9 protein-coding genes and 2 tRNA genes are annotated in these 15,995 nt (G+C 34.0%); 7 read left to right on the top strand and 4 right to left on the bottom strand.

Annotation, left to right across the window (positions count from 1 at the left end; all coding sequences use genetic code 11):
* Positions 1 to 51 precede the first annotated feature (51 nt).
* Together BUB95_RS03325 and BUB95_RS03320 are read right to left on the bottom strand one after the other, a co-directional pair.
* On the bottom strand, positions 52 to 2,688 hold the full coding sequence (locus BUB95_RS03325) for an AsmA-like C-terminal region-containing protein (protein WP_073083012.1): 2,637 nt from the start codon (positions 2,686 to 2,688) through the stop codon (positions 52 to 54).
* A gap of 107 nt (positions 2,689 to 2,795) precedes the next feature.
* Entirely contained in the window at positions 2,796 to 3,500 is a 705-nt protein-coding gene (locus tag BUB95_RS03320) for a queuosine precursor transporter (RefSeq protein WP_073083009.1), read from the bottom strand.
* A gap of 71 nt (positions 3,501 to 3,571) precedes the next feature.
* Between BUB95_RS03320 and folK the strand changes: the two genes are divergently transcribed.
* Together folK and BUB95_RS03310 are read left to right on the top strand one after the other, a co-directional pair.
* Positions 3,572 to 4,723 (top strand): 2-amino-4-hydroxy-6-hydroxymethyldihydropteridine diphosphokinase, encoded by a 1,152-nt coding sequence (gene folK / locus BUB95_RS03315; RefSeq protein WP_073083006.1) that lies wholly within the window; start codon positions 3,572 to 3,574, stop codon positions 4,721 to 4,723.
* Entirely contained in the window at positions 4,695 to 5,174 is a 480-nt protein-coding gene (locus tag BUB95_RS03310; protein WP_073083004.1) for a GyrI-like domain-containing protein, read from the top strand. Before folK ends, BUB95_RS03310 begins: the two co-directional genes overlap by 29 nt.
* Before the next feature lie 56 nt (positions 5,175 to 5,230).
* Here BUB95_RS03310 and BUB95_RS03305 read toward each other — a convergent pair whose 3' ends face one another.
* Positions 5,231 to 5,845 (bottom strand): class I SAM-dependent methyltransferase, encoded by a 615-nt coding sequence (locus BUB95_RS03305; protein WP_073083001.1) that lies wholly within the window; start codon positions 5,843 to 5,845, stop codon positions 5,231 to 5,233.
* A gap of 105 nt (positions 5,846 to 5,950) precedes the next feature.
* Positions 5,951 to 6,490: an RNA methyltransferase gene (locus tag BUB95_RS03300; RefSeq protein ID WP_073082998.1), complete on the bottom strand. Its 540-nt coding sequence runs from the start codon at positions 6,488 to 6,490 to the stop codon at positions 5,951 to 5,953.
* A 122-nt stretch (positions 6,491 to 6,612) separates the two neighbouring features.
* Here BUB95_RS03300 and mutS point away from each other — a divergent pair, with 122 nt between their 5' ends.
* From mutS to BUB95_RS03275, 5 genes are all read left to right on the top strand, one after another.
* The gene (gene mutS / locus BUB95_RS03295) at positions 6,613 to 9,225 is read left to right on the top strand and encodes a DNA mismatch repair protein MutS (RefSeq protein ID WP_073082995.1); all 2,613 of its coding nucleotides are present in this window, start codon (positions 6,613 to 6,615) and stop codon (positions 9,223 to 9,225) included.
* Positions 9,226 to 9,319: 94 nt separating this feature from the next.
* Positions 9,320 to 9,391: transfer RNA gene (locus tag BUB95_RS03290), tRNA-Gly, on the top strand.
* Between the two features lie 49 nt (positions 9,392 to 9,440).
* Positions 9,441 to 9,524 (top strand) — tRNA-Leu (locus BUB95_RS03285).
* 166 nt (positions 9,525 to 9,690) lie between these two features.
* Positions 9,691 to 12,495 carry a helix-turn-helix and ligand-binding sensor domain-containing protein gene (locus tag BUB95_RS03280; protein ID WP_073082992.1) on the top strand — a complete coding sequence of 935 codons (2,805 nt, stop codon included), beginning with the start codon at positions 9,691 to 9,693 and terminating at the stop codon, positions 12,493 to 12,495.
* A gap of 310 nt (positions 12,496 to 12,805) precedes the next feature.
* On the top strand, positions 12,806 to 15,988 hold the full coding sequence (locus BUB95_RS03275; RefSeq protein WP_073082988.1) for a glycoside hydrolase family 2 TIM barrel-domain containing protein: 3,183 nt from the start codon (positions 12,806 to 12,808) through the stop codon (positions 15,986 to 15,988).
* Positions 15,989 to 15,995: the final 7 nt, after the last annotated feature.

Below are 15,995 nucleotides of genomic sequence, written 5' to 3'. Positions count from 1 at the left end.
CAAAAAATTAGGCTTTTTTAACGATTTTTGATTAAAAATGAGTGAAAATCATCAATTTTTAGTCGAATCTTGTGGTTTTTTCTTCTTTTTTAGAATTCCGCCTAAGATATTTTTTACACCTTCTTTTACAGGGTCATTAGCTTTTGTGTTAGAAGAATCTACTTTTGTTGAGTCTTTTGGTTTAGTAGTTCCGCCTAAAATTCCACCTAGTAAGTCATTCACTTTATCCGAGCCTTTGTCTATTAGCTTTTGTTTCTGAATTTCAATAAGTTGTTTTGTAAGGTTGGCAACGCCGCTTGATAAATCGGTTTTAATATCTGGATTTGTAAATGTGCCTCCAATATTTGCAGTAACAGGAATGGTGATTTTATTCACATCATTATCATTAATTTTTGCAATCAAACTATTTACGTCAGAACCCAAATACTTCGCAGGAACTTGTAAAACCGCATTGTAATTCATAGTGTTAGAAAAGCTGTGTGTGCCCGAAATTTCAATAGGAATATCTTTATAGGTTATAGTGAAAGGTTTTACCGAAACCTGACCATTTTCAAAACTCAATTTGGTTTTTAAGTCCTTTAAATCAAGTTTATTAAAATCAATAAAATTGAATTTAGAATCTAATCCTTCAAGAATTTTACTTTGCGAAGTAGATAGCTTTGTCGTTAATAATTCAGCCAAAGCATCACCAGAAATTGTACTTAAGTCTGGCGAAAAGTTTTCATCCAAAAGCCCATTTAATTTTATAGTAGAGTTGAGTTTACCTTGTACAACTTTGGCAATAGGCGCTAAAGCTTTTAACAACTCTAATTCTTTAAAAGATTTGGAAACGTCAAACTGCTGCATAGCCAATTCCATATCAAACTTAGGCTTGGTGTCTTTTGTCGATACGTTACCAGAGATGCCTAGTTTGCCATCAAATAAATCTGTAGTCATGTTGCTTAAATTGGCGTTTTGGTCCTTAATTTTGAGTCTTCCGCTAACATTTTTTAGATTGAGATTATCGTAAACCACATTTTGGGCATTGGCGTAAATAACACAGTCTAAAAAGTCAGGAATTTTCAAGGACTCAGAATTGGAAGTGGTTTTATTTGAAGTTTCTGAAGCTGTTTCATCTTCAACCATAAAATCTGAAATCACAAAGTTGTTCGATGTTACTTTAAAATCACCTTGCAATTTTTTATCACTTAGTAAAAAGCCAAGAAGATTATTAATAACTCCTTTAGCATACAAGTCGCTTTTCCCTGTTAAAGCTTCAAATTTATTTAAGGTCACCATACCAGGCTTAAAGCTCATGTCAGCGGTATTTATTTGTATGGGATTTACTATATCTTCAGACGAGAAAATAAAATCAGTTACAGAGACTGTGCCGTTATTTTTTATACGTTGATAGGCATTGGTCTCTATCGCATCCATATCAAAAGACGTATTTAGCTTGCCTTTAAGTATGCCACTTAATTGATTCTCTAGCTCAACAGGATAAGCCTTTGTGATGTTTGCCAAATTAAGTACGCCATCTAGGTCAGCATTGACCAAAATGTTTTTGGTTAGGTTTTTAATATGTGCTTCGGATTTAAAAACATCTTCATCAATCTTAAAATTGAGTTTATTTATGTCTAAATAAGTGTCATCAACGTTTCCTGTTGTGTTTTTTACTGAAGCGTCAATAACGATGTTTTCTACACGTTTTGGTAACTGCGGATACTTAAAAGAAGCGTTTTTAGAATTGATTTTAATATCTAATGTTGGGATAGTTTCTTCAGAAACTAAGCCTTTAATTATACCGTTTACTGCAAATTCACCAGTGGTTTCAACATTGGCTATATCTTTGGTGTAAGTTTTAGGAATAACAGCTAAAAAGTCTTTAAAGGACGACTCGGGATTTTTAAAGCTGATGTCTATCTCTTGTCCTTTTTCTACCAATTGAACATAACCTTGAAACTCTAAAGGAAGTGCATTAATAAACCCTTTATTATCCTTAAATGTGTATTTGTTTTCCTCTAAGTCTAAATCGATTAACGCATCTAATTTTATTAGATTATTTGTGAGGTACTCCGAATCTTCGGAAGATAAACTGATTTTTACATCGGTTTTAGTGTCTAATTCTGAAGTATTACCAGAAAAAATTCCATTACCTGTATGATTAATCTCTGTTGCGAAAAATTTTGTATTAGTAGTTTCGTCGATATAGGTAAAGGCACTGTTATTAATCTCGTAATGTTCTATATCGAAGCTAAACGCATCTGAAGAAGTTTCACTATTTGAGCTTTCCGAAGTTTCGTTAGTCTCTTTTACAATATCATAGTTAACATTGCCTGAGGCGTTAGTTTTAAGTGTTAATAATAATTCGTCGGCGATAATTTCGTTAACAGTCAAAGGTTCTTCAGAGCCTTTAAGCAACTCTTTTATAGGCATTTCAAAAGAAAGGGACTTAGCAGCTGCCAGCGTTTCGTTTTCAAAAGGAGCTTGAGTAACAATCTTTAAGTTATCAATACTAATTTCTGCCTTAGGGAAGCTACTAATTAAGCTTAGGCTAATATCATCAAAACTAAGTTCTGCCTTTAGATTTTTATCCGCATAGTTTTGGACGATTGTATCAATCTTCGATTCTAAAAAAAACGGAACACTAATAAGTATTACGAGAAATATGGCAACTAAAATGCCAAGTATTTTGAATATTTTTTTCATTTTATTTTTTGATTTGATAGCAGTAGCTATAATATAGTACGAAAAATTAGCACCAATACGCTATTTGCACCACAAGATTAGGAAGAATTTAGGATTTGTTTTTGCGCTTATGCAAGATTTATTTCCTCATTAACGCTAAGTTTAAAACGTTTGCGGAAGAGATACACTCCTAAATATAAAAATGGTGTATCTAAAAAGGCAACAAGTACTTTAAATAAAAACCCGCTAATAAGTAAACCTTGAAAGCTCGACCATGGTAAAACCTTAAAATAACAAAGCAAGGTGATTATTGATAAGGTATCTACAAACTGCGAGAGCCAAGTGCTAAAATTATTACGCAACCACAAGTGTTTGCCTTTGGTAAGATTTTTCCAGAAGTGGTAAATTTTAATATCTATAAACTGTGCAAAGAGGTAAGCAAACATACTTGAGCCAACAGCTACAATTGTTTTGCTAAAAACGTTATTAAAGGTATTGTCGTTGAGCGGTGATTTTTCTAAAGCGGGTACATAGTCGGCCACTAAAATAATACCTACAGAAAAAAGTGAAGCAAAAATTCCTGCAACTACAACATCATTAGCTCGCTTTTTTCCGTAAATCTCACTAATTAAATCTGTAATTAAAAAGGTAATGGGATACGGTAAAATTCCCACAGAAATCTCAAATAATTTCGACCCAAAAATTTCAATATCTACAGGATACCAGTAAAAAAACTTCTGAAAAATTAGATTTGAAACTACCAATGAGGTAATAAATAAGGCACCTAAAAAAAGGTAGATGCGTTGTGCAAGAAGCTTGTCTTTTAACTGCATTAAAATTCGTTAATAAATAGTTGAAGTAAAGATAATCTATTAATATATCTTTTAGTTATTTTGGGCATTCAATGAAACCATTAAAATTAGTTTATATAGCGCTCGGGAGCAACAAAGGCAACAAATTGCAATACTTGCAATCTGCTGTAGATGCTATATTTAAGAGAGTTGGTGCTGTGAAAAAACTGTCTAAAGTTTACCAAACACCTGCGCTAGGATTTGATGGCGAGCCGTTTTATAACGCCTGTGTCAAAGTAGAAACAGAGCTAAAACCAAAGTCGCTTCTTAAAACACTTCAAGCTATAGAAAACGATTTAGGACGTACTAAAAAAACAACTTCTGGCTACGAATCTCGTGAGATAGATTTAGATATTCTGTTTTACGATTCTGAAATTATAAAGGAGAAGAGCTTAATTATTCCGCATCCCGAAATTCAGAATAGAAAATTTGTCCTTCAGCCTTTATTAGATGTTTTGAAGGATTTTGAACATCCGATTTTAAATAAAACTATCGAATCTCTTTTGGAAGAATGTAGAGATGATTCTTCTATAGAACCTATAAATATTTGGCTTAAAAACCCTAAGAAAAACTATGCGTTTGGTAACTATAATTACATAGCTATTGAAGGCAATATCGGTGCCGGAAAAACAAGTTTAGCCAATAAAATCTCCCAGGACTTTAATGCAAAACTTATCTTAGAACGTTTCGCTGATAACCCGTTTTTACCAAAATTCTACAAAGAGCCAGAGCGTTATGCTTTCACTTTAGAAATGTCTTTTTTGGCGGATAGGTATCAGCAAATTAGTGACGATTTATCGCAGCTCGATTTATTTAAAGATTTTATGGTGAGCGATTATGATGTGAACAAATCACTTATTTTCTCTAAAGTAACGTTGCCAGAAGATGAGTTTCGATTATACAGAAAGTTGTTTTATCAAGTCTATAAAGATATCGCTCGGCCAGATTTGTACGTCTATCTCTACCAGAATACTGAAAGACTTCAAAAAAACATAAAAAAACGCGGACGTAAATACGAGAGCGACATCAAAGCTGATTATCTTGAAAAAATCAATGCGGGTTATCTAGAGTTTTTAAAATCTCAAACCGATTTAAACGTAAAAATCATTGATATTTCCGAGCGTGATTTTGTAAAAAATCGTGAAGACTATCTATGGATTTTAAATCAAATAAATAATGAAGTACAGGCAAGTAGAAACGAATAATATTTATGTTGTTGGTCTAAGTGCTGAAGCTAATTTTCAAAACATCAGTCAGGTAACGCCGCGGTTGGCAAAACAATTTATGCCAAGATTAGGAGAAATTTCTAATAGAAAAGACAATTACACGTTATCGCTTCAGAATTATAAACACTTCGATTTTTCTAAATTCAATCCAACCGAAACGTTTGAAAAATGGATTGGTGTTGAAGTATTGAATTTAGATGATGTGCCTCAAGGCATGCAAACTTTAACTATTAATACTGGTAAATATTTGATAATTGATTTTAAAGGGTCAATTCCTGATTTTATAAAGATTTGGCAATACATCCATTCCACTTGGTTGCCAAATTCTGAATTTAAATTAGATAATCGCCCACATTTTGAGCGTTTACCACCGAGTTACAGTCCGATGAATGAAGTGAATGCCGAAGAGATTTGGATTCCGATTAAGTAATATTGTCATTCTGAACTGTTCCACTGAGCTCGACCGAAGTGTATTTCAGAATCTCATCAAAGAATAAAAAGCGTCGTCACAATCCGACCATTCTTTTCACTCAAAACAAATTCATTCAAAACCTGGCTAGATTTAACCTTGAAATTAAAAGGCTCAGCCAAAATATCTACACCACTATTTTGTTTTAGTCTGATGCCTTGACTAGCAATTTTATCTTTGTTTGGTTCAAAATTACCAACAGGAATATGCTCTGTTAAGATAGTGTATTTATAGTCTGAAAGCTTCTTCAAAATATCCTGAATTTCAGAATTTGATAAATGCTGAAGTACTTGTCTTAAAATGACACAGTCAGCTTTTGGTAAACTATCTTTTGAAATATCGAGGCAATGAAATTCTAAGTTTTCAGCTTTAAAAAGTTGTTTGTTTCGCTCAATTAATTCGTCAACAATGTCAATGGCAAAATAGTGTTTGGAGTAATTAACCAAATGACATCCAATATTAAAATCACCACAACCTAAATCGCAAACAGTCAATTTATCGCTGTGCGATTTTAAAAAGTTTGTAACAGCTTCTATGTAAGGTTGAGTAATTTGTTTCTCATGAGAACCTTCACCTGAATAAAAATTTGAACCATCAGTTCCCCAAAGCTGCTTCTCGTAGATTTGCTGCATTACGGCTTTTGTTGGCCAAGGTTTCTTCGGACGATTCAAAGTTTATAATTTAATATTCAGTATATTAATGAGAATAGCGGAGCAAAGTCTTCCCTTTGGGAAGATTTAGATGGGCTGTTTTTTTAATTTCGAAAACACATCCCAAATCACAACACCACAACTCACCGAAATATTCAAAGAATGCTTTGTTCCAAATTGCGGAATTTCAATAACCGTATCACTCGCATCCACTACATTTTGCGACACACCTTTAACTTCGTTTCCAAAAACTAATGCGTATTCGGTTTCTGGTTGTGGTGAGAAATCGTTAAGCATTGTCGCGTTTTCGGCTTGCTCAATAGAACAGATTTTTACGTTTTCTTCTTTTAGCTTTTCAATAACGTCCATGGTGTTTTCTGCATATTCCCAATCTACGGTTTCGGTACTTCCAAGAGCTGTTTTACGGATGTCATTATGTGGCGGTTGTGCTGTAATTCCGCAGAGGTAAATTTTTTCAATCAAAAACGCATCGCTCGTTCTAAACACCGAACCGATGTTGTTTAGACTTCGAATGTTATCTAGAACAAGAATAATTGGCGACTTTTCAGCTTGCTTAAATTCTGAAACATCCAATCGGTCTAATTCGCTATTTTTTAGTTTTCTCATGTTGAAATCTTGGTATTTTTGTAGATAACTTATCGGTTTCAAGCTTTATAAAACTAAGCTATTTAGCTACATTAGCAATCTTACTTGTTCGATAAGATATCGGAACAAAAATAAACAATCCATTGGCTAAAAAGGCAAAAAAAGAAACACCGTTAATGAAGCAGTACAATGCCATAAAGGCAAAGTATCCTGATGCTTTATTGCTGTTTCGTGTTGGTGATTTCTACGAAACCTTTGGTAGTGATGCCGTAAAAGCATCTAAAATATTAGATATTATTTTAACCAAACGTGGCGCTGGTAGCGAGAGCGAAACGGAGTTGGCCGGCTTTCCGCATCATTCATTAAATACTTATTTGCCAAAGTTGGTGAAAGCTGGCGAACGTGTGGCAATTTGCGACCAGCTCGAAGACCCAAAACAAACCAAAAAGATTGTAAAACGTGGTGTTACAGAATTGGTAACGCCAGGTGTTGCGCTTAACGATGATATTCTGCATTCAAAATCTAACAATTTTTTGTGTGCTGTACATTTTGATACAAAATATATCGGTGTTTCGTTTTTAGATGTATCTACAGGTGAGTTTTTAACCTCTCAAGGTAATGCCGAATATATAGATAAGTTACTTCAGAATTTCAGTCCGAGTGAAGTGCTGATTTCAAAAAAATGCAGAAAAGAATTTTCGGAAACTTTTGGGACTGATTTTCATACCTTTTATTTGGAAGATTGGGTATTTCAAGCCGATTATGCTAATGAAACATTGACCAAACATTTCAACACAAAAACATTGAAAGGTTTCGGAATTGAAGATTTATACGAAGGTATCATTGCTTCTGGAGTTGTTTTGCATTATTTAAGCGAAACACGACATAATAAATTAGAGCATATTGCCACGATTTCGAGAATCGCCACGGACGATTATGTATGGATGGACAAGTTTACCATCCGAAATTTGGAGCTGTACCATTCTACCAATTACAATGCTGTAACACTTATTAATGTTATTGATAAGACGATTTCTGCAATGGGCGGACGCACGTTAAAACGTTGGTTAGCTTTGCCACTAAAGCAGGCTGATAAAATTAAGCAGCGTCATGAGGTTGTGCAATATTTGTTGGATAATGAGGCTGAACTTCAAAAGATTCAAAATCAGATAAAGCACATTGGCGATATTGAGCGTTTAATTTCAAAAATAGCAACGACTAAAGTGAGTCCGCGCGAGGTAATTCAGCTTAAAAATTCGCTTGAAGCTATCGTTCCCATTAAATCTTTAGCTGAAAATTGCAAGAATGAAGCCTTAAGAATTCTCGGTGGAAATTTGAATAATTGCGATTTGCTTCGCGAAAAAATTAAACAAACTTTAAACGAAGAAGCACCAGTTAATGTTTTAAAAGGAAACACAATTGCTGAAGGTTTTTCAGCAGAATTAGATGAGCTGCGAGGTTTATCAAAATCTGGGAAAGACTATCTTGATAATATGCTTCAGCGTGAAAGTGAACGCACAGGAATCACTTCGCTCAAAATAGCTTCAAATAACGTATTTGGTTATTATATCGAGGTGCGAAACTCGCATAAAGACAAAGTACCAGAAGAGTGGATTCGTAAACAAACTCTGGTAAATGCGGAGCGTTACATTACTGAAGAATTAAAAGAATACGAAGCTAAAATTTTGGGCGCGGAAGAACGCATCCTTGCTATTGAGCAAAAGTTATTTGCTGACTTGGTACAATGGATGCATCAGTATATTTTGCAAGTGCAACAAAATGCGCAGCTCATTGGTCAGTTGGATTGTTTATGTGGTTTTGCAAGTCTGGCAAAAGCTAATAATTATAACTATCCGCAAATCGATGATAGCTTTTCTTTAGAAATTAAAGACGGTCGTCATCCGGTTATAGAAAAGCAATTACCATTGGGCGAGGCATATATTGCTAATGACGTGTATCTCGATAGAGAATCACAGCAAATTATAATGATTACTGGTCCAAATATGTCGGGTAAATCTGCAATTTTAAGACAAACAGCATTGATTGTGTTGTTAGCACAAATCGGAAGTTTTGTCCCAGCCAAAGAAGCTAAAATTGGGTTGGTTGATAAAATTTTTACGCGTGTTGGAGCCAGTGATAATATATCTATGGGCGAATCGACTTTTATGGTAGAAATGAATGAAACGGCATCTATTTTAAATAACATTTCAGACCGAAGCTTGGTGCTTCTCGATGAAATTGGTCGCGGTACAAGTACATACGATGGTATTTCTATTGCTTGGGCAATTAGCGAATATTTGCATGAGCATCATGCAAGACCAAAAACGTTATTTGCAACACATTATCATGAGTTAAATGAAATGTCTGAAACGTTTGGTCGCATCAAAAACTTTAATGTCGCGGTAAAGGAGTTAAAAGACAATGTACTTTTTGTACGTAAGTTGGTTGAAGGTGGAAGTGAGCACAGCTTCGGTATTCACGTGGCTAAAATGGCTGGTATGCCGCAGCAAGTGATTCGTCGAGCAAATAAGATTTTATCAAAGCTTGAGAAGTCTCATAGTAGCGAAGAGCTCACAGATAAGGTGAAAACCCTTAAAGATGACTTGCAACTGAGTTTCTTTAATTTAGATGACCCATTATTAGAAGAAATAAAAGACGAAATATTACATACAGATATAGATACGTTGACGCCAGTAGAAGCTTTGATGAAGCTCAACGAAATAAAACGAATGTTATTGAAGAAAAAGCAAGCTTAAAATAATTTCAATTTATTTTTAAATTATACTTTGCTTTTTTAAGAAATAGTTTAAATTTGCATCCGCTTTTAAGGCGAAAAGTTCTTTAAAAACTGCGAAAGTAGCTCAGGGGTAGAGCATCACCTTGCCAAGGTGAGGGTCGCGGGTTCAAATCCCGTCTTTCGCTCTATACTTTGAAACATATACCAATATGATTACGTCGATGTAATCATGATGCTGAAGTGGTGGAATTGGTAGACACGTTGGACTTAAAATCCAATGACCCTTGGGTCGTGCGGGTTCAAGTCCCGCCTTCAGTACTAAAAGCCTTGTCTTATTTATGATGAGGCTTTTTCTTTGTCTATACATTTATATTTAAGCGCTCAATAACCAAACATATATGTTGTGTTTGTGTCACAATATCTTTGTTTTAAAGGTTTGTGTAGTTTTTATTACCTTAACAAAAAAATAAATAACAATTAAAAGATGTTAAGGTTTGTTATTGCTAAACTGTTTTTTGTTCTATTTATATTTCAATTAAAGGCTCAAGAGATTCCGCCTATTGAGCGATTTTCTCCTCAAGATTATTCAGCAGATGACCAAAACTGGTCAATAAGTCAAGCAGAGGATGAGAACATATATATTGCAAACAATAGAGGTTTATTAGAGTATAATGGTGCTCGGTGGAATCTATATTCTACACCTAACCAAAGTATAGTTAGGTCTGTTGCTGTTATAAAAAATCGTATTTATACCGGAAGCTATATGGATTTTGGTTTTTGGGAGAGAAACAATTTTGGAACGCTTGTTTATACTTCTATTGCCAAAGAAGTTAAAGATGGCCTTGTAGAAGATGAAGAGTTTTGGAATATAATCCCTTATAATAAGTATGTATTGTTTCAGTCTTTAGACCGGATTTATATCTACGATTCAACAAATAATACATTTGGTATTATAAAGTCTGAAACACGTATAACTAAAGCTTTTAGAGTAGAGAATACGATTTATTTTCACGAAACCGGTATTGGTGTATCAAAAATAGAAAATGGAAAAGCTAGGCTGGTTTTAAATAACGTAACAATCAATAATAACGAAATTGTAAATATTTTTCAAAAAGAAGGTAATCTACTTCTTTTAACACGCGAAAATGGCTTCTATAAGTTTGATGGCTTAAACTACAGTAAGTGGGAAATTTCTTCAAACAATTTACTGTCAGAAATAAGTGTTTACAATAGTATAAGGCTCCGTAACGGTAATTTTATACTTGGAACCATCTCAAATGGTCTTATAAAGTTAGACGCTAAAGGAAATTTACTTTTTCAAATTAACAGAAATCAAGGCTTATCTAATAATACAGTTTTATCGGCCTATCAAGATAAATCTGGGAATGTTTGGCTGGGGTTAGATAATGGAATAAATGTCTTAAATCTTAATTCGCCTTACAGATTGTATACAGACAATCAAGGCTATTTAGGTACTGTATATGCTTCAGCAAAGACATCAGAATATTTGTATTTAGGAACCAATCAAGGCTTGTTTTATAGACCTTTAGATAGTAAAGAAAAATTTACACTTATCTCCAATACCAAAGGTCAAGTATGGTTTTTAAAGACTATTGGCGGTAATTTGTTTTGTGGTCATGATAAAGGAAGCTTTGAAGTAGTAAAAGACAAGGCAATAAAGATTTCTGATGACAATGGCGTATGGAATATAAAGACAATTCAAGATCATCCGGACTTATTAATTGAGGGAAACTACAATGGCTTAAGTATCATAGAGAAGTCAATTAATGGGAAATGGAGGCTCAGAAATAAGATTAGAGGCTTTGACATATCATCTCGATATTTTGAGTTTGTAAGTAATGATGAAATATTAGTCAGTCACGAATACAAAGGTGTCTATAAATTAAAGTTGAGTGAAAATTTTTACTCTGTTATTAGCTATGATAAAATCAATGATGACAAAGGTATAGGTTCTAGTCTAGTCGATTATAATGGAGAAATTCTTTACGCATTTCAAGATGGTGTTTTCTCTTATAATTCAAGTAGCGATTCATTCAGCAAAAGCACACTTTTACAATCGTATTTTTCAGAAGACAACTACGTATCTGGCAAACTTATCTCTGATAAAGATAATGCAAGACTTATAGGATTTTTTAAAAATGAAATTGTTTTTGTTGAACCTGGGGTATTAGCGGATGAGCCTACAATCAAAGTTATAGATTTGCCGAGTGATTTAAGGGGAAGTAAGTTGGGTTATGAGAATATTATACATCTAGAAAACAAAACATACTTGTTGGGTACTACAGATGGTTATCTTATAATAGATACTAACAAATCTAATGCTAAGGATTATAATGTAACAATAAATGGTGCTTCTTATTCAACTCTAAAAAAAGATGTTAAACCTATAGATATTAAATCTCAAGTAACTCTAAATAATAAAGAACATAATCTGTATTTTAATTATAGTGTTACGGACTTTGAAAAATTATCAACGTCTATTTATCAATATCGTTTATTAGGCCTCTATGACTCCTGGAGCAATTGGTCGCCACAGCCAAAGGTGTTTTTTGAGAATTTACCTTATGGCGATTATACATTTCAAGTTAGAGCTAAAGTTGGGAGTAAAATATCATCAAACATTGCCTCTTACAATTTCTCAATTGAAAAACCATGGTATTTAAAAACTGGGGCTATAATTTGCTATGTGCTTATATTTTTATTTACAACAGCTTTAATACAATATTTTAATAGAATCCATTACAAAAAACAAAAGCAGAAATTATTATTAGCTAAAGAAAAAGAATTTGAAATCAAAGAGCTAGAGAATGAACGACAAATTATGGAGTTTAAGAATAAAACACTACAGCAAGATATCGAAAGTAAGAATAGAGAGTTGGGTATATCCACCATGAATTTAATTAGGAAGAATGAATTTTTGAGCACTGTAAAAAATGAGTTAGGTAAAGCAAATGATTTAAAAGATTTAAATAAAGTTGTTAAGATTATAGATAAAAATATCAATAATACAGAAGACTGGAAATTCTTTGAAGAGGCTTTTAATAATGCTGATAAAGACTTTTTAAAGAAGATAAAGAAGCAACACCCAGCCTTAACACCAAATGATTTAAAACTGTGCGCTTATTTGAGACTCAATTTATCATCTAAGGAAATTGCACCACTATTAAATATTTCTCACCGAAGCGTTGAGGTAAAGCGATATCGTTTGCGTAAAAAGATGAATTTGCCTCATGAAGCTAGCTTAACAAATCATATTTTGGAGATATAAAGCGTAAACATTTGCTATTTTTAACACAACATTACCTATACAACAATAGTATTTTGTCATATTAAATCAAATTTATTAATTCTCATACGCCTTATGTTTTATAGTTTTATTAACTGTCGTTTAAGAATTTTAACATTTTAGCGTACATTTTTTATCATGTATGTTTTTTATTGAGGTCTTTTTTGTCAAATTCGCAATAATTAACTCTAGTTTTACATTTATTGGCAATAGTTAACTACTTACATTGTCAATTTAGCATCCTAATTCAATGCGTTGATGCGCCAATCTTGATACAATAAAAGTTAAGAATATGAAGAAAATAATTTTCGGGTTAACTATAATCCTGACTGTAAGCTTTGCATTTGCTCAACAGGGCAAAATATATATATCCAGTGATGAGTCTGGGAAAAAGCTAGTCGTCAATGGTAAAGACTTTATCGTCAACGGAATTAATTGGGATTATGTTCCGATTGGTAATGGAATTCTAGATAAAGGGATATGGAATCAATCAGACGATATCATAAAATCGGCTCTTGACTCAGAAATGGCATTGTTTAAAAATATGGGAGTTAATGCTATTAGAACATATGGTTTAGAGCCAAGATGGATAACATATATATATGAGAATTACGGTATCTATACAATGCTTAATACTCAGTTTGGCGCATATGGTTTAACGATTAATGGTGCATGGGTACCACAAACTGATTACACAGACCCTGAGACTAGAAAGGTATTAATGAAGGAGGTTACAGATATGGCTAACAAATATAAAAATACGCCTGGTCTATTATTGTATATGATTGGTAACGAAAATAATTACCATTTATCATGGACAGGTGCAGAAACCGAAGCAATACCAATTGATGGTGTTGACCCTGGAATTCGTTTGGCAGCTGAAGGACTTTATAAGGCATTTAATGATGCGGCTATTGAAATTAAAGGTATAGATAATTCCGTACCTGTAGCTATTTGTAACGGAGATTTGTTGTATTTAGATATAGTTAAGGAATATTGCAAAGATATCGATATCTATGGGACAAACATGTATAGAGGTATTTCATTCAGTGATGCTTTTCAAAGAGTAAAGGATGAGTTAGATAAGCCTATTTTATTTGCTGAGTTTGGTGCTGATGCATTCAATACGAGGGATAATAAAGAGGATCAATATTCGCAAGCATACTACAATATAGGAAATTGGAAAGAAATTTACGAGAATGCAGCAGGACTGGGTAAAGTAGGTAATTCTATTGGAGGATTTACTTTTCAATCTAGTGATGGTTGGTGGAAATGGAATCAAACAAAAGATTTTGATGTACATAATAACAATGCTGTTTGGCCAAATGGTGGTTATTCTAGAGATCAGGCTAAGGAAGGAGATTTTAATATGAATGAAGAGTGGTTTGGTATTTGTGCAAAGGGACCAACTAACGAGCGTGGGCTTTATGAGCTGTACCCTCGTGCTGTTTATTATGCACTTAAGGAAGCTCATAGAATTAATCCTTATGAAGAAGGGGTTGATTTAGCTTTTATAGACAATTATTTCAAAAACATTAACTTAATGGATGCAGTCTTAAAGGCTAGAGGAGATAAAGCAGCTTTAGATTCACAAGATGGAGGAAAGTTGAGAATAAGTCAGCTAAGTGCTAGGTTTTCTACATTTAGTACTGGAGGTAATTTAATTACAACTCCAGATACACCAGATCCAACATCAAATACCTTTCCTAACCAGTTAGGCTTCGATCATATGCAATCATATTTTATTGGTGTAGAAGGTAATCCTTCATCTAATATGAGAGCAAATGTAAATTTTAATATTGTTGGTAATGTAGCACAAAATCCAATAGATGAAATTTTTTACGAAAACAGAGCTAGACCTATAACAGTAGAGGGAGCAAATGGAGAAGAAATAATTCTTAATGACAACAACAGAGTCCAAGTTTACAATGCAGAATTTGAATGGAATGCTAAAGATTTTGATTTAAGAGGGTTTTATAGAACAGGTCATTATCACTGGGGTTACGAAGGCGATTTTTTCGGTTTATATCCTGAAGCGAACTATGGTCCTAATCTAGATATCTATGGTGGTGAAATTTTAGGAGCTGAAATTGATGGAAAAGGTGCTTTTAAGGGTTTAAAAGCTGCAATAGGACCACAACTTTGGTGGGGTGCCAATCCGACTATGCTTTTTAAATATTCCAAGAATTATAAAGGTTATGATATAACAGGGATTTACCACAGAGATTTTGAAACAGACATAATAATTGACCCTGACACTGGCCAGCGTGTCCTAGATGCTAATCAAGTACGAAGTGGTATTATTCCAGCCTTTCCAACAGAAAGAGCGACTATTGCAGTAGAAAAAGACTTTGGCAAGTTTAATGTTATGGTCGGTGGTATATGGGCAGGAAGTCCATTAAATGGTCTGACATTTCAAGATGTTAGAGGAACTTCCGGAAATTACATAGTTTACAACGATAAGGTTCAGTCAACTGATAACTGGGGAGGAAAGTTTAAAGTAATGTACCAAGGAGGTCGCTTTAATTGGTATAGTCAAGGGTCTTACATGGGCTTAGTTGCCAATGGAGGAGCAGATCAGACACAAACCTTCACCGGTTGGAGACTAAGAGACTCTGGTAGTGGAAATCAAGTAAATCTTTTATCTGGATTTACTTATACAATGGGTGATTTTCAAGTAGCACCTAACTTTATGTTCCAAAAACCATTGGTTGCTCCAATGCCAAACGATGTTCAAGCTCCGGGAAGACTAAGAAATGTTATAGACGACCCATTTGCAGTTAGAAATGGCAACCGTGAAACTTATGGTTATGAGATGTTGATTACTTATGATCCTACTCCAGGCACATGGATGTATGAATGGAATAACGATAGAGCTGAAGACGCTAAGTTTGCAGCTAATTTAGGATTTACTTATCGTCGATTGCCAACTACAACAGATGCTCACATTGGTTTTCTAGCCAACAGACAATTTTTTGCTTTTCCACAATCAGCTCCAGCTGAAGACTTGTGGGAAATCAATTCAAGAATGGTATCTAAACTTAATTCAGACTTCGGCGTCATAGGAAATTTCTACTACGGTAACGGACAGGCTAATGGTGACAGTGATAGACTAATTAAACGTTTTGGAGGTGATATTAGAGCAATCTATAAAAAGAATATGCTTCAGGCACACGTAAAAGTGAATGACTGGGGACCTTTTGATTATCACAGAGATTTTAACCTTACATTCCCTTTGCAATTAATGGTTGACTTGTCAACAAGTTTAGGCAAACCAGATTGGTTTATTTTGCCTAGCACTCGAATTGGGATAAGAGGTACTTGGAGATCATTGAATGAGTTTTCGCCAAGATTTGGACCAAACTTTGTCGCTCCTAATACATTTCCACCTGTTCCGCCTATAAGTCCCGTTGGCTTTGATAACGGACAGGAATGGGAAATTAGAACTTACGTACATATTAATATTGGAAAATAATTTTAAG

This window comes from Winogradskyella jejuensis (assembly GCF_900129745.1).
Lineage (GTDB): Bacteria > Bacteroidota > Bacteroidia > Flavobacteriales > Flavobacteriaceae > Winogradskyella > Winogradskyella jejuensis.
Note: the sequence above shows the minus strand (reverse complement) of the source record. Positions and strands in the feature narration are given on the sequence as shown.

Excerpts from the sequence above, each read along its gene's own strand:
- BUB95_RS03300 (WP_073082998.1), bottom strand. The coding sequence starts at position 6,490 with ATGAGAAAACTAAAAAATAGCGAATTAGACCGATTGGATGTTTCAGAA.
- BUB95_RS03305 (WP_073083001.1), bottom strand. The coding sequence starts at position 5,845 with ATGCAGCAAATCTACGAGAAGCAGCTTTGGGGAACTGATGGTTCAAAT.
- BUB95_RS03310 (WP_073083004.1), top strand. The coding sequence starts at position 4,695 with ATGAAGTACAGGCAAGTAGAAACGAATAATATTTATGTTGTTGGTCTA.
- BUB95_RS03325 (WP_073083012.1), bottom strand. The coding sequence starts at position 2,688 with ATGAAAAAAATATTCAAAATACTTGGCATTTTAGTTGCCATATTTCTC.
- BUB95_RS03320 (WP_073083009.1), bottom strand. The coding sequence starts at position 3,500 with ATGCAGTTAAAAGACAAGCTTCTTGCACAACGCATCTACCTTTTTTTA.
- BUB95_RS03275 (WP_073082988.1), top strand. The coding sequence starts at position 12,806 with ATGAAGAAAATAATTTTCGGGTTAACTATAATCCTGACTGTAAGCTTT.
- BUB95_RS03280 (WP_073082992.1), top strand. The coding sequence starts at position 9,691 with ATGTTAAGGTTTGTTATTGCTAAACTGTTTTTTGTTCTATTTATATTT.
- folK (WP_073083006.1), top strand. The coding sequence starts at position 3,572 with ATGAAACCATTAAAATTAGTTTATATAGCGCTCGGGAGCAACAAAGGC.